Here is a 21,068-nt window from a genome sequence, read left to right on the forward strand (position 1 = left end):
GTACGCTTTGGTTTATCATAATTTTCGATTGCTACTTATATCTTTTTCCAGATCAGGGTTTTGTGTATTATAAATTTAGAACCGGTTACCACAATCTCATCTTTTCTCATTTCGGTTACTTTCAGATTAAAAGTCATGTCTTTATCAGGAGCATACATGGTTCCGTTAACCCATTCCTTATCGGCAGGATCATACTCCAGGTTTTTAATGATTACTTTTCCGATCAGCGATGAGGTGGTATCCGGAACGTGATCATCATTATATAACCGGATAATTTTCCCGAAATATTTGTTTCCCTGTTTATAAATGGATACATCCATATTATTGGGTAAATGATATTTACCGATAATAGCATCGCCATTTTGAGCCCACAATGTGGAGGATGCCATCAATGCGATAATTGCGATCAGCGAAAACCGCCATTTGAAAATATTCAACTTCATAAGTCTTGTTTTTAAATTCCGTAGTTAATATTCACTATGCTTTTTTTCAAAAATTTTTTATCCCTTCAGGATCAAAGTCAGTCCATCCACCAGTTTTACCCCTTCTTCGTGCAAATTTACCGTTTGGCTGGTCAAATCCCATTTTTTTACCATCAGCCGAAGTGATCCGATAATGATCATGGCCAGGGTGTAGTGGTCGATGTCCTTTCTGATTTCCCCTTTTCGCTGTCCATCGTGAATAATTTCTCCAATGGAAGCAATTTTATCATTTAAGATATTTACAATTTTTTCTTTCAGTTTCGGGTCGTTTTTAAAAATCTCTTCTGAAAACACCACCGATATTCTGCTGGGTTCGTTTGAAAAAATTTCAACGATCCGTGAAAACAGGAATTTGATTTTATCCAGTGTGTTTTCTTCTTTTGATTGAATCCCTTTATCCATAATGGACAACATTTCCTCAAAATTGGCCAAAAGCGCCAGTAAAATATCTGTTTTGCTTTCGAAATGGCGATAAATTCCCGGTTCGGAAATGCCAATCTCCTTAGCCAGATTTTTAATGGTCAGCCCCTGTATCCCATTTCGCGCAATGATGTCAACAGCGGTATCAATAATCTCAAATTGTCTGTTTGTGAGCATATTGCCATCTATTTAGTTTGAAAAATTTTCGACAAAGGTAGGGAGTAATTATTACAGTTCCATATTTTTAAATATTTTTTTAAAAATCACGGGGCTCAGTTTCCGGTAAATGAGGCTGAAATAATACTCCGGGAGCATCAATAAACGACCGGGGAAAAAATAAAAAAAGCCCGGATCAACCGGGCCTTTTTGTTTTGACAGGAATCTGTTTTATGCATTTTGCTTTCTAATCAGATTCAGCGCACTACCTGCTTTAAACCATTCGATCTGGTTCTTATTGTAGGTGTGTTTCGCTTTGATTTCGTCGGATGAACCATCCGCATGGCGGATAACCACCGTGAAATCTTTTCCTGGTGCAAATTCAGCCAGTCCGAGAATATCGAAACGGTCATCTTCCAAAATCTTGTCATAATCGGCCGGATCGGCAAAAGTAAGTGCCAATACGCCTTGTTTTTTCAGGTTGGTTTCGTGAATACGGGCAAAAGAACGAACCAGAACGGCTTTTACTCCCATAAAACGGGGTTCCATAGCGGCATGTTCACGTGACGAGCCTTCACCGTAGTTTTCGTCTCCAATAATAATGGATCCCACACTTTCATCACGGTAATGTTTCGCAGCTTCCGGAACGGCTTTGTATTGTCCGTCTAACTGATCTTTTACCAAATTGGTTTTTTCATTGAAATAATTTACCGCACCAATCAGCAGGTTTTGAGAAATATTTTCCAGATGACCACGATAACGCAACCACGGTCCGGCCATGGAAATATGATCGGTGGTACATTTTCCTTTGGCTTTGATCAGCAGGTGCAATCCTTTAAAATCTTTGCCATCCCATTCCGGGAAAGGAGTGAGCAATTGCAGCCTTTCGGAGTTAGGATCTACTTTCACTTCAATTTTGCTGCCATCTTCAGCCGGAGCCTGATAGCCGGGATCATCCACTTCAAATCCTTTGGGCGGGAAAACCATTCCTTCCGGAACGTCCAGTTTTACTTCTTCGCCATCCGCATTGGTTAACGTATCGGTCAGCGGATTGAAATCGAGCCGTCCGGAAAGTGCATAGCACATCACCATTTCCGGCGAAGCCACAAAAGCATAGGTGTTCGGGTTGCCATCATTCCGTTTGGCAAAGTTCCGGTTAAAAGAGGTGATGATGGAGTTGCGGTGACCGTCTTTCACACTTTCACGATCCCATTGTCCGATACACTGTCCGCAGGCGTTGGCCAGTACCACGCCGCCCATTTTTTCGAATTCGGCAATCAGTCCGTCGCGTTCAATGGTATAACGCACCTGTTCAGAACCCGGGGTGATAAACAATTCGGCTTTGGCCGTAAGTTTCTTTTCCACAGCCTGACGGGCAATGTTGGCAGCCCGTGTAATGTCTTCATACGAAGAGTTGGTACAAGAACCAATCAGGGCGGCTTCCATATTCAGCGGCCAGTCGTTTTTCTTTGCTGTTTCTGCTATTTTCGACACCGGTGTACGCAAATCGGGCGTAAACGGTCCATTAAGTGCCGGCTCCAGTTCAGAGAGATTGATCTCGATCACCTGATCGAAATATTTTTCCGGATCGGCATAAACTTCGGCATCACCAGTAAGATATCCGGCAATTTGTTCAGCCAGTTCAGCCACATCAGCACGGCCGGTCTGACGCAGATATTCCGCTGTATTGGCATCAAAGCCAAAAGTAGAAGTGGTTGCGCCAATTTCAGCGCCCATGTTACAAATGGTAGCTCGTCCGGTAGCTGACATGGCGCGGGCGCCTTCGCCGAAATACTCCACAATGGCACCGGTTCCGCCTTTTACTGTTAAAATATCAGCAACCCGCAGGATGACATCTTTCGGAGCCAGCCATCCGCTCAGTTTGCCGGTAAGTTTAATTCCAATCAGTTTGGGAAATTTCAGTTCCCAGGGCATGTCGGCCATGACGTCCACTGCATCAGCACCACCAACACCAATAGCAACCATTCCCAGTCCGCCGGCATTAGGGGTGTGAGAATCGGTACCGATCATCATTCCGCCCGGGAAGGCATAATTTTCAAGAACGACCTGGTGAATAATCCCGGCACCGGGTTTCCAGAATCCAATACCGTATTTATTGGAAACAGAAGCCAGAAAATCATATACTTCCTGGTTGGTATATTTGGCTCTTTCGAGGTCTTTTTCTGCGCCTTCTTTTGCTTGAATCAGGTGATCGCAGTGTACGCTGGAAGGAACCGCTGTTTTGCTTTTACCGGCCTGCATAAACTGCAACAATGCCATTTGGGCAGTAGCATCCTGCATGGCCACGCGGTCAGGACGAAAATCAACATACGATTCGCCGCGGGTATACGTTTCTTTTGCCACGCCTTCGTCAAGGTGAGCATACAGTATTTTTTCGGCCAGGGTCATGGGGCGGCCCAGTAATTTTTTGGCGGCTTCCACACGTTCCGGAAAACGGGCGTAAACCTTTTTTATCATTTCAATATCAAAAGCCATAGTTTTATGATTTAACGTTTAATAAACAATTTGTTCCACTTTGTTTTACACTTTCGTGTAAAGTAGCGCAAAAATAGGAAAATAAAGGAAAAATGGTCCCCCGTTATCGGGGGAAAACGTAATTCAAACTGTTTCTAATTTGAGTTTTATTCGATGAGCCCGCGCCCCTCTTTTTTAATCTGGCCACTGGCTTTCATTTCGATAATGAGTTTGTCAAGAACCCCGTTAATAAAGGTTTTGCTCTTGGGGGTACTAAAATGTTTGGCCAGTTCGATGTATTCATTCAACGTTACTTTTACCGGAATAGTGGGCATTTCCCGGAGCTCAATAATGGCCATTTTCAGCAGGATGACATCCATTTTGGGAATCCGTTCGTAGTCCCAGCTTTTTGATTTCCCACGGATGATTTCCGTTAATTCCTCATCGTTCAGAATGACTTTCCGATAGAGTTTTTGTACGAACAGTTTATCGTCGTTGGTCTTTTGTTTTTCTGTGGAATAAATGCCCGGCATGGGTTTTTCCGGTGTGAAACCGGCTGAAAGGTTATCCAAAAATTTGATCAGCAATACACCACAGAGATCGTAACCTTCGGCGAAATACACATTTTTCTCGTCGTAATACGACCGGAGCAGGTCAAAATCCTGTATAAGCCTGTCCACCACCTTAATCAGAAGCTTTTTGTCTTCTTCCAGCGTTTGCTGGGGATCGGCCATATATTTTTTGTAAAAATCGGCTTCGCGGAGCTTTTTGTAAAACTTCAGCAGCATTTCTTCTTCATCATTCCAGTTGATTTTGAGTTTTTCGACTTTTTTCTGGAAATCGTGATTGTTTTCGATCAGCTGCAGTGCCTTATTTTCCACAAACTTCAAATTCGGATGCAGATCTTCTTCGGTAGGGTAGAACTTCTTTTTGTTTTGTTCAATCCGTAATAAAGCAAAATCTTTTACCGCCAGCAGGAAGCTGAGCTGATAAATAAAAAGATCGTATAACCTGTCTATGCTTTTGAATAACTCTTTTTCTCCGGAAGGAAGGTCTTTGTTTCCACCTGAATACCACGAATATAATGACTGAAGAACTTTGATGCGAAGGTGTCTGCGATATAACATACCCGGTTTGCTGTTTAATGAACTTTAATTTCGCCGCAAAAGTAGAAATAATCTCTTTCTCTTTTGTCTTTTTTATTTTTTTCGCTGAATTTTATTGCCGATTTGTAACCGTTGCTCTCTTTTGCAATTTGTTATTCCATTTACCGGATTTCCTTTGTCTTAATGCTCAGTCCTTTGCCTGTTATTAGGTTTCTCTTGTCCGTCCATTCAGTCGAATTTTTTCGTTTTATGAGCCATTTTTTCTCGTGATTCAAATTTTTGAAAAAAGATATATGCAGATTAAAAATATATGTTACATTTGCAGCCTAATTTTAATTAGATTAAATCTAAATAGTGTTTGGTAGTAAAAAAATTCAACAATCAAAAAGCGTGTAATATGAAACGATTCGTGTTATTTTTATTGTTTATTCCGCTGCTGTTTGCCCAGCAAGGTTGCGATGAATTGTCGAAACTCACCCAGTTCTATATCGATTATGATACGGAGATCACTATTCCGAAAACATTGAAGATCGATTTGCCCGTTGACATTATGACACCGGACATAACCACCAACTCCGAGAGTGAATTTGAATCGAACAATACCCATAAAAGCCTGATTGACATCATCAATCTTTCGGAAATGGACATGACCATCACCAGTCCGGAGGAAGCCACCTTCGATTTTTTGAAAGACATTGAGATTTCCATAAGCGCCGACGGACTGCCGGAAAAGAAGATTGCCTGGCTGTACGATATTCCGAAAACCGGATTGAAAAAAATTACGCTGGAAGTATCGACAGACGATTTGAAAGAATACATCGAAAAAGACACCTACAAATTGAAAACCACCACCACGACACGCGAACTGATTTCGCATGACACCGATGTATCCATTCACAGTAAATTTTTCGTGGATGCAAAAATTTTAGGACTTTAGCGGACGGAAAACCGGCAAAAAGTGGAACGGAAATTGCAGCAATTCTTATCTTTAAACAGAAAACAAAAGACACGAGTATGAAAAAAGTATGGCTACAGACATTCCTGGCCGGAATTATTCTCTCCGGCCTGTTTTTTATCGGCGGATGTGACGATGATTCGTATGATATTCCGGAATACACGGAGTTTCAGGTTCAAGTGGACAGTATTGAATATCCGTCCAGCATTTTTTTAGGGCAAAACCTAACCATTAAATTTTATGCTACGCTGGGGCCGGATGGCTGTTACACTTTCTCCCGTTTTGATGCCACGTTGACGGATAATTTAATCGATGTTACCGTTTACGGAAAACACGAGCAGAGAGATATCTGCACAGAGGCCATATCTTACCTTTATGGTAGTGCGTTGGATGTGAGTCGTTTGGATACCGGAATGTATATTATCCACGTCAATCAGCCTTATCCTCCCGATATTTACGACACGGTTTATGTAAAACGAATAACCGTTTCCAAGTAATCGATTATTTTATGGTGATCTCATCAGCAAAGATCCAGGCTTTGCCGGGGTAACCTTTGTGCCACTTGGGGCATTGCCCCCGGTTTTGGGCAATCACACGAACATATTTTGCTTTTACCGGATGTTTTAATCGCAGGGTAAAACTTTTGATAATGTTTCCTCCTTGATGCGGAGAAACCTGGTTTTTGATTACCCCGACCGGTGTAAAATGTTTTCCATCATTGGAAATATAGAAGGTCACTTTTTCCGGCATAAAAATCCACGAATACGTGTTTTGCAGGAAATGAGCCGAGAAATAGGAGACCGGCATCCGTTTTCCGAGTGAAATATCCGCTTTGAGATTTTTACCCTGAAATCCCATCCAGCCGCCACTGCTGAAATCATCGCCACCATACAGTCCGTCAATCAATGCCGAATCGCTTCCGGCTGTATATTGGCGTCCGGGACGGGAATAAAGTTTAATGCTCCGCCCTTCGGGAAAGCGTACCAGACGCATTTGTACCGCTTTAGATTGTACTGAATCCTTTTTGGCGTAATACACAAAGCCGGTAGTTTGGCTTACCTTCAAAGGATGATTAAATTCAACTACCGGCGTTTTTCCGTTTTTCCGGTAATCAATTACGGCAGTTGTATCCACATCGGCAAAACGCAAAGCAAAAGGCCGGACAAAAACTTTTTGTTTGGCATTACAATAAGGTACCGGAACGATCAGGTGGTCAGTAATCTGAGAAACGGGAACCTCCCCGGGAGCAGCTCCAAAACTTTTGTTTGGTTTGGGCCCCATAACCAGTACGAATTTCCCGCCTTTCACAATGGTTTTCTGTGTCAGGTACGACCGGGAATAGGGCTTGCCATTAAGGGTAGCCGACTGGATGTAGATATTTTTATCGGACAGGTTCCGGGCTTGAATAGTGAATGTTTTTCCATTGGAAAGACGGATTTCAGCCTGATGTAATCGCGGACTTCCCAAAGCATAAACCGGTTCGCCGGGAGTAACCGAATAGAACCCCATGGCACTCAGTACGTACCAGGCCGACATTTGGCCACAGTCTTCATTTCCGGCCAAGCCATTGGGCTGATCCGAGTACATCTCTTTCATGATTTTCTGCACCATGGCCTGCGTTTTCCAGGGTTGTCCGGCATAATCATACAGGTAAGCAATATGATGGCTCGGCTCGTTGCCATGAGCGTATTGTCCGATCAATCCGGTAATGTCCGGCTGATGACGTCCGGTTAATTTTTGCTGAGTGGTGAACAACTGATCCAGTTTACGGGCAAACTTTTTCTTTCCCCCCATAAGTTTCATCAGGCCGGAGACATCCTGGGGTACAAAAAACGTGTATTGCCAGGCATTGGCTTCGGTGTAGTTAAAGTCCACTTCGGTCGGGTCAAACGGATATTTCCAGATTCCGTCGCTTTTGGGACGCATAAATCCGGTTTGCGGGTCAAAGATGTTTTTGTAATTCTGAGCTCTCTGAATAAAATAACGGTAATCTTCCGGTTTGTTCAGGGCTTTGGCCATCTGGGCAATGCACCAGTCGTCATAAGCGTATTCCAGCGTTTTGGAAACCGATGCCGATTCTTTATCGGAAGGAATATACCCGTACTTTTTATAGGCCGCCAATCCCAGTTTGTTTTGCATGGCACTGTGTTTCATTGCCTGAAAAGCTTCTTCGGCATTAAAATCCCGCAGTCCTTTCATGTACGCATCCACAATCACCGGAACCGAATGATAGCCAATCATGCAACCGGTGTAATTTCCTGCCAGTTCCCAAACCGGAAGCTGACCGCCGTTTTCGTACTGATGCAGAAAAGTACGGATAAAATCCTCGTCTCTTTTTTGCTCTATGAGTGTGTAAAGCGGATGGGTAGCCCGGAAAGTATCCCAAAGAGAAAAAACGGTGTAATTGGTGAAGTTTTTGGCCTGATGAATTTTTAAATCGGTGCCGCGGTATTTTCCGTCCACATCCATGAACAGGTTGGGAGCAATCATGGTGTGATACAAAGCGGTATAAAAAATGGCCCGTGTAGTTTGATCCGCTTTGATGCGGATTTTGCTGAGCTCTTTATTCCATACCGCGCGTGCGTGCTGACGGACGGCATCGAAATTCCAACCAGGGACTTCGGCTTCAAGATTTTTGCGGGCGCCGTCTGCACTAACAGCTGAGATTCCTGTTTTCACCAGTAAAACCGGATTTTTTAGCTTCCCAAAATCAAAAACAACTTTGATATTTTTACTGTTGGCACTTGTTTTGCCCGGGCGCACCGTATCATTTACCGAGAGATAAAGCTGTTTGACCGGCTGATTAAACTGGATATAATAATAAAGGTATTGGTCTTGTGCCCAGGATTGTGACCGCCGCATCCCTTCAAAAGCAGCCGGTCCAACCTGCTTAAAAGAGGAAGCCAGCACCTTGTCGCGATGGGTCAGGTCAAGGATAACATAATCTTTTTTATTTTTCGGAAAAGTGTAACGCTGAAAACCCACTCTTTTAGTAGCTGTTAGTTCTACTTTGATGCCATAGTCAGCCAGTTTAACCGAGTAATATCCGGGTGAAGCTTGTTCTGTTTTTTTGCTGAAACGGGAAGCGTATCCCTGATCGGCACCTTTTTTGTATCCATTATTAAAAAAGTATTTTCCTGCGGTAGGCATCAACAAAATATCGCAATAATCGGCAATACCCGTTCCGCTCAAATGTGTATGCGAAAAACCGTAAACAATGGTGTCGTTGTAATGGTATCCCGAACAACCGTCCCAGCCTTCGAGCCGGGTATCCGGACTCAGTTGAACCATACCGAACGGAACGGTGGCTCCGGGAAAAGTGTGTCCGTGTCCGCCGGTGCCGATAAAAGGGTTGACATCATCTACCGGTTTGTCGGTATTGGCCTGATTACAGGCAGTGAAACCGAAGAAAAGGAAAAGCACGGCAAAGGGGAAAAATTTTTTCATGGGATGCGTTTTTACAGGTTGATGTTTTGGTTTTAGCCTTACAAAATTACGTGAATTTTTTGGGGATAAGCTGTTTTATTCCGGTTTTTCTGCCGATTTTTTTCCCGTTCCGGCAAAAGAGTTTATTTTTGACCGGAAAGAAAAAAAAGATGATCGAACGGATATATCTTGTGGGGTTTATGGGAGCCGGCAAAAGCACCCTGGGGAAAAAGCTGGCCCGTGCATTGGAATACCGTTTTGTGGATATGGACGACTTTTTTGAAGAAAGATACAAGATCGAAATTCATGACTTTTTTCAAAAATATGATGAATCGCTTTTCCGGAAACTGGAACATGATCTTTTATTGAAAACTTTTACGATGAGCAGGGTAGTGGTGGCTACCGGTGGCGGAACACCGTGTGTTTTTCAGGGAATGGAAAAGATGAACCGGCACGGGCTGACCGTATACCTGAAAATGCCTCCTGCTGCGCTGGCGCAACGTCTGTTAAACGCCAAAAGAAAACGCCCATTGGTGCAGGGGAAAACCGGAGAAGCCCTGATCCGGTATATCGAGGAAAAACTGGCCGAACGAAAAGATTGTTACGAAATGGCACAACTTCATAGTAACCTGCCCGGGGACACTTTGGATGTCCTGATTGAGAAAATCAATTCCTGGCAACCGTAAAAGTTTTCAATTCATAAATGATATCAGGGCCAAACAGCTGATTTAAAGCAAAAATGACAAATCGCTTCCGGGGTCAACTTCCCGGGGTGCTGTGTTATGACGGAAAATACGCATGCTTTTGTTCCCTTTCAGGTGCAACGTATCGTTTTCGAACAAGAGCAAACAGCCTTCGCGTAATCCGACAACCGTGGTATCCTGATTTACGGCCAGAAATTCTTCAATGCGTTGTTCGCGTGTTTCCCCGCCATGTCCGTCCGGGTGGGCATCAAGATAATGCGGATTGATTTGAAACGGAATCAGTCCGAGCGTTTGAAAACTTTCCGGTTCTACAATGGGCATGTCGTTGGTGGTTTTCAGCGTAGGACAAGCTACATTGGCTCCGGCACTCCAGCCGGCATAAGGCATTCCGGCTTTCACTTTCTCACGCAGGACATTCATGATTCCGTTGCGGTACATCTCGGCCACCAGATAAAAAGTGTTGCCACCGCCCACCACCACTGCTTCGGCTGAACGAATGGCTTTTTCCGGATCTTTTTCGTTATGAATGCCGGTTACTTTTACGCCAAAAGACTGAAAAACACCGGCCACACGTTGAGTATAAACATCATAAGAAGCTTGTAGCCCGCCATCGTGGAGATGTACGCCGGCATAAGGAATAAAACAGACTTCTTTTACCTGATGGCAGTTGAAAAAGTCGGTAAGATGCTGAAGCGGCCAGTGAAGATAAGGCTCTCCGGCCATGGTTGAGTTGCTGATTAACAATAAATTCATCGTTTTATCTTTTTGATTTTTAATGCATAATTAAAGGATCTTTCTCTCCTCAAGATACCGGAAATAAGCTTTTGAAAAAACAGAAAAGTCAGGATTATCAAGGATTGCTTTTTTCGGGATTTGTTTTTTTGAAACGTAACCGGCAGCAATTTGCTTTTGCTCTGTTTTGGCTTTCGCCGGATTTTTAAGTACCAAAAGGTATTTTAATGCCGTGGAAAAATCTTTTTGCCGGATGAAATACCGCATTGCCGTCAGGGTTATTTCGTCCGAATGTTGTTTTTGAACAAACGACAGCAGCGGCACGAACGGAAGAGAAAAACGTGACAGGGATGCTTTATGATATTGTGCATCAAGTTGTGCATATTGCTGGACAACCGCTGAAAAGCCTTTGTTAAACAACTGCTGGGTCATAGCATGATAAGCATGAATAAACTGGAAAACCTGAGTATACAGTGTGAAAAGACTGTCAATTTCCGGATCATTCACCGGACAGTCCGGATGGGCTTTGTACCATTTTTTTGCTTTCAGGAAATTACTCTCTGCCCGTGTCAGCCGGTAGGCTTTAATATCATTCCGGGTATTTTGCAAAAGTTGTTTTATCTGTACCTGTTTCCACTGGCAACCTGAATTTTTTATCTCTTTACATAAGGCGGTAAGTGTCTGGTTAACGATAAGCTGCCGGTTAACCTGGTACTGAACAGCAAGTTGCCGGGTTTGCCGGTACAACGAATCGGCACGAACAAAATTTCTTTGCCACACGGCCATACGGGCTTGCGCCGCCAGTGCCAGAATATAAGGGGTAGCTGCTTTCCGGATGAGTGAATCCAAACGCGAAGAAGAAGGCAGGTAAAAGTTTTTCTGGAGCGTCAAAGCACTTTTCAGGCAGCGCATGGTTTGCCGGATATCCTGGTTGGTATTGCTGCCTTCTTCCAGAAGCTGTTCAAAAATCATGTCAGCCATACCGGAAAGTTGTTTCTTTCTTACCGAATCCGGATTTTCACGACAAAGCAGCGGAACCCGAACGGCCATTTTTTCCAACGAATCGGCTGCCCGGAGGGGTTGATTCAGCCGCAACAACGTTTTTATGGATTCTTGTTGTCCGGCAAGCAAATGCTGACAGATAATTCGATGTAATGAGTCGGTTTTTGCATCCTGCGGACAGGCATTGTGGGCATGAAATAACAGGTTGAGTGCCCGGATATTGTTTCCGGACTGTATTGCCATTAAAGAGAGCTGGATAAATTGTTGCGCGGTGTTCCGGTAACAGGGGAGTGCCGCCGGCAGCGCATTTCCGGTTTTGTAATGAAGTCCGGCAAGAGCCCTTTGGATATATTGTTCGGATAATGTTTTGTCGCCCCGTTTCAGTGCAATACGGGCAACTTTTAAATAGGAAAAAGCCAGTCCGTCGTGGGCCGTTACCAACAGCGTATCCAACGCGTAAACCGGCTTTATGGCCGGAAAAGCCGATTCGAAAACACGGGCATTGGTCAGAAAATCAATGGCCGTGACATATTTTTTCTGCCGGGTATAAAAAGCGGCATCTTCGATAAAGTTTTTATAGATTTTCTGGTAAACAGCAGGAACATCCTGTGGCTGATACTGCTGATAATAGCCGGCTACTTGTAAAATGAAGTTTTTATCGGTTTTTTGCGGGGGAACAGAAGCATATTCGGTAAAACTGGCTGCCGTAAAAGGCTGATGTTCGCCTGCCAACATCACCGCTTTTACCGACAATGCAGTATAAGCGCGGGCAAAGGCCTCGTTATCCGAGGCAGGAGGTTTATCCTGACCGTTCAGGATTTCATCCGAAAGGGTTTTCATGCGAATTTGTTTACGCTGAACGGCAGCAAAGATTCGCTGAAAATGGACCGGATCTTTTTTATTCAAATGCAGAAAAGAGGGAAAATGATGGCTCCGGATGTCGTATGAAAGTCTGGACAACGCAAGATAATTGACAAATACGGAAGACGGAATCAGGTGAATATCGTTGGTTTTTGTTAAAATCAGGGGAAGTTCCTTCATTATTCTACGGTAGCCGTAGTAATGGTTGATTTCGGAAGCGCAGCGGACAAATCGTTTTAAATTATGCGAGGTAAAACGGATTTGTTTCATCTGGAAAGTGATATACAGCGAGGAGACGGGCGTTTTTTCGGATACCGGAATAAAGACCTGTTCGCGGTTGATGTCAATGGTTTGATAGAGGGTATCGACCAGTTGCTGATTTTTATAAACATGAATAATCACTTCTGCTTTTTCGGGAACAAGCAGGGTATCCACATGAAAATCGCGGAAACGGGTATTCCCGCTGATTTTTCGCAGCATTACCGCATAGCGTAAAACAGGAATTCCTGACGGGGAGGTGGAAAGGTTAAATTGAGTTTGAAACGAAAGGTTGATTTGCAAACTAAGAACACTGCAGTTATTGTTGAAAGCCAACAGGTTGAAAATGTGCCGTAAATTTTCGTCATGCGAAGTGCCGGAGTAAGTCAAGTGAAAAGAGGAGGTCTCGTACCAGGTCTGTGTCTTTCCCTGGAAAGGAAAAGCAAGGAGAAGCAGGGAAAAAAAGAGAATCCGGACCAGTTTTTTCAACGATAAAAATTTTTTGCAAAAATAGGAAGTTTGCCTTATCAGCGGTTTGTTTTTTTCCATCTTCTGCGCCAGGGACAGAAGCGTATAGCAGCCGAAGCGGGTACACGTAAGCACTGTTGGCCGGCGGAGGCGACAACCGGAGCCCACGCACGGCTTAAAGTACTGTGTACCTGCAAGGATGCTTATAGCGGATGGCCCGTCCGGCGCCCATAAAAAAACCCGTACTTTCCATTGAAAATACGGGTTTAGGTGCCCAAGATAGGACTCGAACCTACACGACCTTGCGGTCACTAGTCCCTGAAACTAGCGCGTCTACCAATTCCGCCACTTGGGCTTTTTGTCGATGAAAGAGGCGCGACCTGTGTAAAAGAACGATTCATTTTGTCTTTAGCCGCTTTCATCTGCTCTTAGTGCCCAGAACAAGAATCGAACTTGCACTCCCTTAACGGGAACATGGCCCTCAACCATGCGCGTCTACCAATTCCGCCATCTGGGCATTTTTGAGTGGGCAAAAGTAATATATTTTCTTTTCGAATGGACAAATTTTTGAAAAAATATTGTAAAATTTTTTATCTGTTTTTTTTCGGAGGAGGAGAGGACCGGGGTTGCATAGTGGCAGCAGCCGGACGGTGTATAAAAAGATTTTGTTTTAAAAAAATGATTTATATTTGGCACCTAAAACTTGTGGTATGGTTCAGATCAAAAAAGTGGAAAATAAAAAGGATTTGAATGCCTTTATTGATTTTCCGTATGCGCTTTATGCCGATGACCCGTTATACGCTCCCGACCTGAGAATCGTTCAAAAAGAGACGCTGGATAAAAAGAAAAATCCATTTTTTCATCATGCGGATGCGGATTACTTTATTGCGTTGGATGAGAATGGAAAGGTGAAAGGACGAATTGCTGCCATTACCAATGATAACTATGTAAAACACTGGAAAGAAAATTACGGCTTTTTCGGTTTTTTTGAGACGGTAAACGACAAGGAAGTAGCTAAAGCCTTGTTTGATGCGGCTTTAGGATGGCTGAAAGACAAAGGAGTGGAAGGGGTTTATGGACCAATGAATCCATCGACCAACGACACTTGCGGCACGTTGGTAAACGGTTTTGACACGCCGCCGTACGTTATGATGGTGCATAATAAACCTTATTACGATGAGTTGATCAAAGCCGCAGGATTCCAGAAAAAAATGGATCTGTTTTCGTATCGTTTTGCCGTAAAGGATTTCCCGTTGCGATATATTCAGCTGGCTGACAAGATTGAAGAACGGTTGAATCAGGACGGAATTTATATCCGTCAGGCCAACTTCAAAAAGATCCGGGAAGAAGCGCCCAAACTACGGTCGGTATATAACAAAGCCTGGGAAAAGAACTGGGGTTTTATTCCTATGGATGACGATGAATTTGATGCGTTGGCCGATGAGCTGAAGATGGTTACTTCGCCTGATTTGGTTTACATTGCAGAAGATAAAGGGAAACCGGTGGCATTTATTGCCGTTTTGCCCGATCTGAACCAGATCACGCGAACCATTCGAAACGGGCGGTTGTTTCCGTTTAATTTCCTGAAGCTGATCAATTTCAAGAAAAAAGTAAACCGGGGTCGGGTGCTGACACTCGGACTTATTGACGGTTACCGGCTGAAAGGAATTGACACGGTGATGTATGCCCGTTGTTTTAAGGCGGCCAAAGAAAAAGGGTATGTGGAAGCCGAAGCCAGCTGGATTCTGGAAAACAATACCATGATGAACCGGATTTTGCAAAACATCAAAGCCGATCCGTATAAAACCTATCGTATTTATTCGCTCGATTTTAAATAAACCTACGGCATATCGTTATGACCCCTTTTTTTAAGTCGAAGACACGTCATATCATCGATGTGCTGAATGTAGTTTTTGTTTTTATTATTTTCCTGTTTTACCTTATTTCATTGCCGCATAATCCTTATGGGGTATGGCCTTTGGTGGTTTTGTTCTTTTCTCTTGCTTTGGTATGGATGGCCGGTTTTCTGCGAAAGAAACTGCCGGCAGGCAAAATGAAAACGCCGGGACAGAAAATAGGGAAAGTGTTTCTCGATTTTTATCCGCTTATTTTCATGTTTGTGATATTCGAGAGCTTTTTCATGATCTTGCCCTATTTCAATCCGCATGATTTTGATTATGAACTGGCACGTCTCGATTATCAACTGTTTGGTGTTCATCCGACGGTTTGGATAGAACAGTGGGTGCATCCCTGGCTTACGGATTTGTTGTACCTGATTTATTTTGTTTATTATCCGTTTCCGCTTTTTATTCTGGTGTGGCTGTACAAAAAGAAAATGTTCACCGAACTGGACCGCAGTATTTTTCTTTTACTGGTCGTCAATTATGGTGCATACATCACCTATTTTTTTGTACCGGCGATGGGGCCGCGTTTTTACGAGCCGCTTATGCAGCTGCAAACCAAACCGTTGAACGGCGTTTTTTTGGCTGTGCCGATTCGTGATTTTATTCATGTATTTGAGCCCAACAAGTTTGACGCATTTCCCAGCTTGCACATTGCCACCACACTCACCACATTAATTATTATGGCGCGGTATAACCGGAAAATGTTTTTTATCTTTATCCCGTTATTTGCCGGAATATTAGTGGCCGTGGTTTATTGCCGGTTTCATTATGTCGTGGATATTTTTGCCGGAATCATCTGGACCATTGTAGCTGTTACCATTGCCGGCCGGTTTTATGATAAAAAAATCAGGAACCACTGGGCTCCTTATTGTGAAAGAAATGAAAAGTTTTGAAGGAATTTCTTTTGAAAAGCGAGACATCCATGTTTATGTGATGTTGCTGAGCGCTCCGGTACTGCTTACCATTTACCGTTATCACGGTTATCCGCAATTTTTTTATGAATATTTTCCCCGTTTCCGGCAGGTACCCGGTGGCGATCTGATTGCCCGTTACTGGCAGTTTGGCGTATTTTTTCTGCTGATGTTTATTTTGCCGGCGTTGTATGTAAAATGGGGCATGAAGAAATCGTTGTACGATTTCGGATGGGGATTAGGCGATGTGAAATACGGGCTGAAATGGTTAATCACCATTCCGTTGCTCGTGGTACCGGTTATTTTTCTTGCCTCCAAAATGCCGTCGCTGCGGGTGGAATATCCGCTGGCAAAAAGTCTGCTGACCGACCAGTCGCATTTGCTGGTGTACGAGTTGGCTTACGTGATGTTTTACTACGTGGCCTGGGAGTTTTTCTTTCGCGGGTTTTTGCTGTTCGGGCTGGTAAAACGCTTTGGGGCTGTCAATGCCATTTTAATACAGACCATCTCATCGTGTCTGGTACACATTGGCAAACCGGAAGGTGAAATTATCGGTTCCATTGTGGTCGGGATTCTGTTCGGGATGATTGCCTTGCGAAGCCGTTCGATCTGGTATGTGTTTGCTATTCATGTTTCCATAGGCGTACTTACCGATTTATTTATCATTTATTTTCATTGATGGAAAGGGTATTGGTTACCGGAGCCAATGGCTTTATCGGCAGCAATCTTTGCCGGCGACTGGTAAATGATGGCTATGAAGTGCTTGCTTTGGTCAGGAAAAGCTCGGATTTGCGTTTCCTGAACGGGATAAATGTTCAGCTTATTTATGGCGATATTGTCCGGAAAGAGAGTTTGCCACCGGCTTTTAAAGAAATTTCAAAAGTTTTTCATGTAGCCGGACTGGCTGCCGACTGGGGGCCGAATGCTCTTTTTGAACAGGTGAATTTCAGAGGAACACAAAATGTGGCGGAAACAGCTGCTGCCACAGGCGTAAAACGATTGATTTACGTTAGTACGGTAGCTTTTCACGGCTTTGGGAAACAAAATGGGAAAGAAGAGGATCCGCCGGCAAAAAACCTGATTCCGTATGCAAAAACCAAATGGATGGCAGAACAATGGCTCTGGCATTACTCATCTGAAACATCTATGGAAATTACGGCCGTCCGACCGGGAAATGTGTTTGGACCAAACGACCGGACTTTTCTTTTTAAATACATCGATGCGCTTTTACAAGGAAAATTCGCCGAGATCAACCACGGCAAAAGCAAAACCTGTCCGGTTTACGTGGAAAATCTGATTGACATTCTGCTTTTAACCGCTACCCGTCCCGAAGCGGCCGGAAATGCCTACCTGGCCACCGACGGACTGGATATCACCTGGCACGAATTTAATACCGCCCTGGCGGAAGCATTGGATGTAAAACTGCCAAAAACATCGATTCCTTATGGTTTGGCTATGGCGGCAGCAAAAAGTTATTATGCTTTTCATCAGTTATTTAAAATTCAAAGCGAACCTTTTTTAACCCCTTACCGGGTGAATAACGGAGGGAGAGATTACCATTTCAGTATCCAAAAACTCAAAGATCATTTTCATTACCAGCCCCATATCGGACTGAAAGAAGGATTACGTAAAACCGTGGAAAGTTACCGGAACCAGTAATGCTAATTGAAAAAAAAAAGCTGCCTTATATAAAGACAGCTTTTTAATATTCAGCATGTTTTGGTATTAATGCGGGAATTTTTTCATGTATTTTTTGAACATGTCTTTGTGCACCATGAAATCCATCATTTTCAGTTCGACGTAAGGCGTACTGAAGAAATAATATCCAAATTCGGGGCTTTTAGGATCGACATTACGTGAGCCGGAGCTGGAATCTTTGATCAGATACCACATCTGTCCTTTTTTGTCTTTGTAGTAACCAACACAATGCATCCCGTGGTCATCGGTAGTTGTGTGATTCGAAAAGCGGAACTGACGGGCATTGTCGTTGATATAAGCTGCCGGAATATCAAAATCAGGAATCAGTGCCACATTGGTTTTGCGTGAAAATCCGGCTTCGGACACATCACCGCCGATGGCCATGGTGTAACCGTGTTCGATAGCTGTATTCCAAACATCCATAAATACTTTCAGAGGAACGTTGTAATAGGCTTTGCTGTGCCACCAGTTGTCCGGAACCTGATATTCCACCTGATGCCAGAACGGTTGTTGTTCATACGAAAGCACATCGACATAATCATCCATATTCAGCTTCAGATAATCTTTCAGGAAGCTTTTAGGGGTATATTCTTTTCCCTGATAAGTAAAATGGGTAGGCGGCTCACCCATATAACGGTTCAAAATGGCTTTAATGGTAGCCACCACAGCGTCTTCGTTCCAGGCATCAGCAGCTTTCACACTGTGCAAATAAGTTTTCATTTCTTTCACCATTTCGGCATGGGAATAGAATTTTCTTCCGTCTTTAAATCCGTCATAAACCGAACGGGGAACAATTCCGTATTTTTTGTAATCGCGCCGTACAGCGTTAGCTTCAGAGCCTTCATCAAAAACGGTTGTCCCGCGGCTTTCCACATAACCTTTGGCTTTTTCAACGTACTCCCAGTAAACGGTGTACATCTCAGACAACTTCACATCTTTTCCGAAAAGACGATGTTCTTCCGATTCGAAAAAAGAGGTGGTAGAAAAACACCAGCAGGTTCCGGTATTGCCCTGCGAAGTGGTAGGCGTATGCCAGAAAGTTTTATACAATGATACTTTGTTGGGCAAATCCATCCCCGACTGATCCATCATAAAATAAAGATGTTTTTTTTGCGGATGGAGTCTTTCCTGTACCGCTTTTACATCTTTCATGATGACATCGGGATAGAAATGGTTTTGCGAAGGTTCAAATTTGGCTTTGTCCTTACTTTGGGCAAAAACCTGCATGGCTGGCAGAATAGCCAACGCCAGCAAAATGGTAATTATCTTTCTCATAATACTTAAAATTGAATGGTTGTTATTTTGCTTCAAAAATACGGAATAGTTCCGAAAGCCACCAGGGCAGGGGGAGCAAATTAGAAATATTCTAAGTTAATCTTTTTGGTGTTTTCCGTGCCTTTCTTATATCTTTGCAACACTTTTTGAAAATACTCAAAAAACTGAAACAATGAAAAAGCACAATTTTTATGCAGGGCCATCTATTTTGCCGGATGTAACCCTGAAAAACACGGCAGATGCCATTTTTGACTTTGCCGGAACAGGAGTTTCCTTATTGTCTATATCCCATCGTAGCAAAGAGTTTGTTGCGGTGATGGAAGAAGCCCAACAGTTAATGAAAGACCTGTTAAATGTTCCGGAGGGTTATTCTGTTTTATTTCTTGGCGGAGGGGCGAGCACCCAGTTTGCCATGATTCCTTATAACCTTATGGGGAAAAAATCAGCTTATCTCAATACCGGAGCATGGTCTACCAAAGCCATTAAAGAAGCCAAACTGTTTGGCGAAGTAGAGGTGGTGGCTTCATCGGAAGATAAAAACTTTACCTACATTCCTAAAGATTTTACCATTCCGGAAGATGCCGATTATTTTCATATCACCACCAATAATACCATTTACGGAACAGAAATTAAAACCGATCTGGATTCACCGGTTCCGTTAGTGGCCGACATGTCATCTGATATTTTAAGCCGTCCGGTGGATGTATCAAAATATGTTTTGATTTATGGCGGAGCCCAGAAAAATCTGGCACCGGCAGGAGTTACTTTTGTGATTATCCGCGACGATATCGTCGGAAAAGTGGATCGTCCGATTCCCACCATGTTAAATTACAAAACCCACATCGATAAAGGAAGCATGTTCAACACGCCTCCGGTATTTGCAATTTATGCTTTGTTGCAAACTCTTCGCTGGGTGAAAGAGCTGGGCGGTGTGGAAATCATGCAGCAGATCAACCAGAAGAAAGCGGCTATGCTGTATGATGAAATTGACCGTAACAGCATGTTCAAAGGAACAGTAACCAACAAAGAAGACCGGTCGCTGATGAATGTCTGCTTTGTGATGAATGATGGCCATGAAGACAAAGAGAAAGCTTTTCTTGAATTTGCCACTCAAAAAGGAATGGTGGGTGTAAAAGGCCATCGTTCGGTAGGCGGTTTCAGAGCATCGCTTTACAATGCTTTGCCGATTGAGAGTGTGGAAGCTTTGGTAACCTGCATGCAGGAGTTTGAAAAAAATAACCGGTAAAATGCCGGATACTTGTTTTTTATTTTCTTCAATTTTACTCATTAAAACTTTATTGCAATGACAAAAGTTCTTGTAGCCACGGTGAAACCTTTTGCCGGTGAAGCCGTGAAACAGATTCAGGATATTTTTGACCAAGCCGGTTATGAATGCCGGTTTCTTGAAAAATATGACGGCCAGGAAGCTTTAAAAGCGGCTGTGGTCGATGCAGAAGCGCTGATTATCCGGAGTGATAAAATTACGGAAGAGATTCTTTCGGCTGCTCCCCAGTTAAAAATTGTAGTGCGTGCCGGTGCCGGCTACGATAATGTGGATCTTTCGGCTGCCACCTCACATGGGGTAGTTGTGGAAAACACACCGGGACAAAACTCTAATGCCGTAGCCGAACTGGCTCTCGGAATGATGGTCTTTCAAGCCCGGAATCATTTCAACGGAAAACCCGGCAGCGAGCTGAAAGGGAAAAAACTGGGTATTCAGGCTTACGGACATGTGGGAAAAAATGTAGCCCGCATTGCCAAAGGATTTGGTATGGAAGTATGTGCTTTTGATCCGTTTGTTTCCAAAGAATCCATCGAAGCCGATGGCGTTGAAGTATATGAAGACCTGGAAAAAATGTATGCCGACTGCGATTACATCAGCCTGCATATTCCGGCTAATCAGCATACCATCAAATCCATCAATTATGCTTTGCTGTCGAAAATGAAAAAAGGAGCTACCCTGGTGAATACGGCACGTAAAGAAGTTATCGACGAAGAAGGTCTTCTCAAAATATTCCAGGACCGGGATGATTTCAAATACATTTCAGACATTGCTCCCGATAATCGTGAAGTGATTGAGAAAGACTTTGCCGACCGTTGTTTCTTTACGCCCAAGAAAATGGGAGCCCAAACGGCCGAAGCCAATATCAATGCCGGTATTGCAGCAGCCAAACAAATCATTGCCTTTTTTGAAAAGGGAGATACCACGTTTAAAGTGAACTAATTTTTTAATCA

General features: G+C 43.5%; 17 protein-coding genes and 2 tRNA genes. 9 read left to right on the plus strand and 10 right to left on the minus strand.

The window, feature by feature from the left end; translation table 11 throughout:
• Positions 1–35: 35 nt before the first annotated feature.
• The 4 genes from LA303_RS07295 to nusB form a co-directional block, all read right to left on the minus strand.
• Positions 36–443 (minus strand): DUF2147 domain-containing protein, encoded by a 408-nt coding sequence (locus LA303_RS07295; RefSeq protein ID WP_240524632.1) that lies wholly within the window; start codon positions 441–443, stop codon positions 36–38.
• A gap of 57 nt (positions 444–500) precedes the next feature.
• Positions 501–1,079: a TetR/AcrR family transcriptional regulator gene (locus LA303_RS07300; RefSeq protein ID WP_240524633.1), complete on the minus strand. Its 579-nt coding sequence runs from the start codon at positions 1,077–1,079 to the stop codon at positions 501–503.
• A gap of 210 nt (positions 1,080–1,289) precedes the next feature.
• Positions 1,290–3,554 (minus strand): aconitate hydratase, encoded by a 2,265-nt coding sequence (locus tag LA303_RS07305; RefSeq protein ID WP_240524634.1) that lies wholly within the window; start codon positions 3,552–3,554, stop codon positions 1,290–1,292.
• Positions 3,555–3,700: 146 nt separating this feature from the next.
• The gene (gene nusB, locus LA303_RS07310; protein ID WP_240524635.1) at positions 3,701–4,660 is read right to left on the minus strand and encodes a transcription antitermination factor NusB; all 960 of its coding nucleotides are present in this window, start codon (positions 4,658–4,660) and stop codon (positions 3,701–3,703) included.
• 376 nt (positions 4,661–5,036) lie between these two features.
• On the opposite strand from nusB, the gene LA303_RS07315 reads away from it, so the two are divergent.
• Positions 5,037–5,576 (plus strand): hypothetical protein, encoded by a 540-nt coding sequence (locus tag LA303_RS07315; protein WP_240524636.1) that lies wholly within the window; start codon positions 5,037–5,039, stop codon positions 5,574–5,576.
• A gap of 77 nt (positions 5,577–5,653) precedes the next feature.
• Positions 5,654–6,091 (plus strand): hypothetical protein, encoded by a 438-nt coding sequence (locus LA303_RS07320; RefSeq protein ID WP_240524637.1) that lies wholly within the window; start codon positions 5,654–5,656, stop codon positions 6,089–6,091.
• A 4-nt stretch (positions 6,092–6,095) separates the two neighbouring features.
• Here LA303_RS07320 and LA303_RS07325 read toward each other — a convergent pair whose 3' ends face one another.
• On the minus strand, positions 6,096–9,041 hold the full coding sequence (locus tag LA303_RS07325; RefSeq protein WP_240524638.1) for a GH92 family glycosyl hydrolase: 2,946 nt from the start codon (positions 9,039–9,041) through the stop codon (positions 6,096–6,098).
• 149 nt (positions 9,042–9,190) lie between these two features.
• Between LA303_RS07325 and LA303_RS07330 the strand changes: the two genes are divergently transcribed.
• Positions 9,191–9,706, plus strand: a complete 516-nt coding sequence (locus LA303_RS07330; RefSeq protein ID WP_240524639.1) for a shikimate kinase — start codon at positions 9,191–9,193, stop codon at positions 9,704–9,706.
• 42 nt (positions 9,707–9,748) lie between these two features.
• Here LA303_RS07330 and pepE read toward each other — a convergent pair whose 3' ends face one another.
• The 4 genes from pepE to LA303_RS07350 all read right to left on the minus strand — a co-directional run bounded on the left by pepE (position 9,749) and on the right by LA303_RS07350 (position 13,562).
• Positions 9,749–10,477: a dipeptidase PepE gene (gene pepE, locus LA303_RS07335; protein WP_240524640.1), complete on the minus strand. Its 729-nt coding sequence runs from the start codon at positions 10,475–10,477 to the stop codon at positions 9,749–9,751.
• A 30-nt stretch (positions 10,478–10,507) separates the two neighbouring features.
• Complete coding sequence (locus LA303_RS07340) at positions 10,508–13,066, minus strand: hypothetical protein (RefSeq protein WP_240524641.1); 2,559 nt, start codon at positions 13,064–13,066, stop codon at positions 10,508–10,510.
• Between the two features lie 250 nt (positions 13,067–13,316).
• Positions 13,317–13,400: transfer RNA gene (locus LA303_RS07345), tRNA-Leu, on the minus strand.
• 77 nt (positions 13,401–13,477) lie between these two features.
• Positions 13,478–13,562 (minus strand) — tRNA-Leu (locus tag LA303_RS07350).
• Between the two features lie 193 nt (positions 13,563–13,755).
• Here LA303_RS07350 and LA303_RS07355 point away from each other — a divergent pair.
• From LA303_RS07355 to LA303_RS07370, 4 genes are read left to right on the plus strand one after another with little or no spacing between them, the layout of a single operon-like run.
• Positions 13,756–14,883: a hypothetical protein gene (locus LA303_RS07355; protein WP_240524642.1), complete on the plus strand. Its 1,128-nt coding sequence runs from the start codon at positions 13,756–13,758 to the stop codon at positions 14,881–14,883.
• A 17-nt stretch (positions 14,884–14,900) separates the two neighbouring features.
• A complete protein-coding gene (locus LA303_RS07360; protein WP_240524643.1) occupies positions 14,901–15,842 on the plus strand; it encodes a phosphatase PAP2 family protein in 942 nt (313 codons plus the stop codon).
• Complete coding sequence (locus LA303_RS07365) at positions 15,829–16,539, plus strand: CPBP family glutamic-type intramembrane protease (RefSeq protein WP_240524644.1); 711 nt, start codon at positions 15,829–15,831, stop codon at positions 16,537–16,539. Before LA303_RS07360 ends, LA303_RS07365 begins: the two co-directional genes overlap by 14 nt.
• Positions 16,539–17,519: an NAD-dependent epimerase/dehydratase family protein gene (locus LA303_RS07370; RefSeq protein ID WP_240524645.1), complete on the plus strand. Its 981-nt coding sequence runs from the start codon at positions 16,539–16,541 to the stop codon at positions 17,517–17,519. Before LA303_RS07365 ends, LA303_RS07370 begins: the two co-directional genes overlap by 1 nt.
• A 66-nt stretch (positions 17,520–17,585) precedes the next feature.
• On the opposite strand, the gene LA303_RS07375 is transcribed toward LA303_RS07370, so the two are convergent.
• Positions 17,586–18,833 carry a C1 family peptidase gene (locus tag LA303_RS07375; RefSeq protein WP_240524646.1) on the minus strand — a complete coding sequence of 416 codons (1,248 nt, stop codon included), beginning with the start codon at positions 18,831–18,833 and terminating at the stop codon, positions 17,586–17,588.
• A gap of 172 nt (positions 18,834–19,005) precedes the next feature.
• Between LA303_RS07375 and serC the strand changes: the two genes are divergently transcribed.
• Both serC and LA303_RS07385 read left to right on the plus strand, forming a co-directional pair.
• Complete coding sequence (gene serC / locus LA303_RS07380) at positions 19,006–20,079, plus strand: 3-phosphoserine/phosphohydroxythreonine transaminase (protein WP_240524647.1); 1,074 nt, start codon at positions 19,006–19,008, stop codon at positions 20,077–20,079.
• 57 nt (positions 20,080–20,136) lie between these two features.
• Positions 20,137–21,057: an NAD(P)-dependent oxidoreductase gene (locus tag LA303_RS07385; protein WP_240524648.1), complete on the plus strand. Its 921-nt coding sequence runs from the start codon at positions 20,137–20,139 to the stop codon at positions 21,055–21,057.
• The last annotated feature ends 11 nt before the right edge of the window (positions 21,058–21,068 follow it).

The organism is Candidatus Sulfidibacterium hydrothermale (assembly GCF_020149915.1).
GTDB lineage: Bacteria > Bacteroidota > Bacteroidia > Bacteroidales > F082 > Sulfidibacterium > Sulfidibacterium hydrothermale.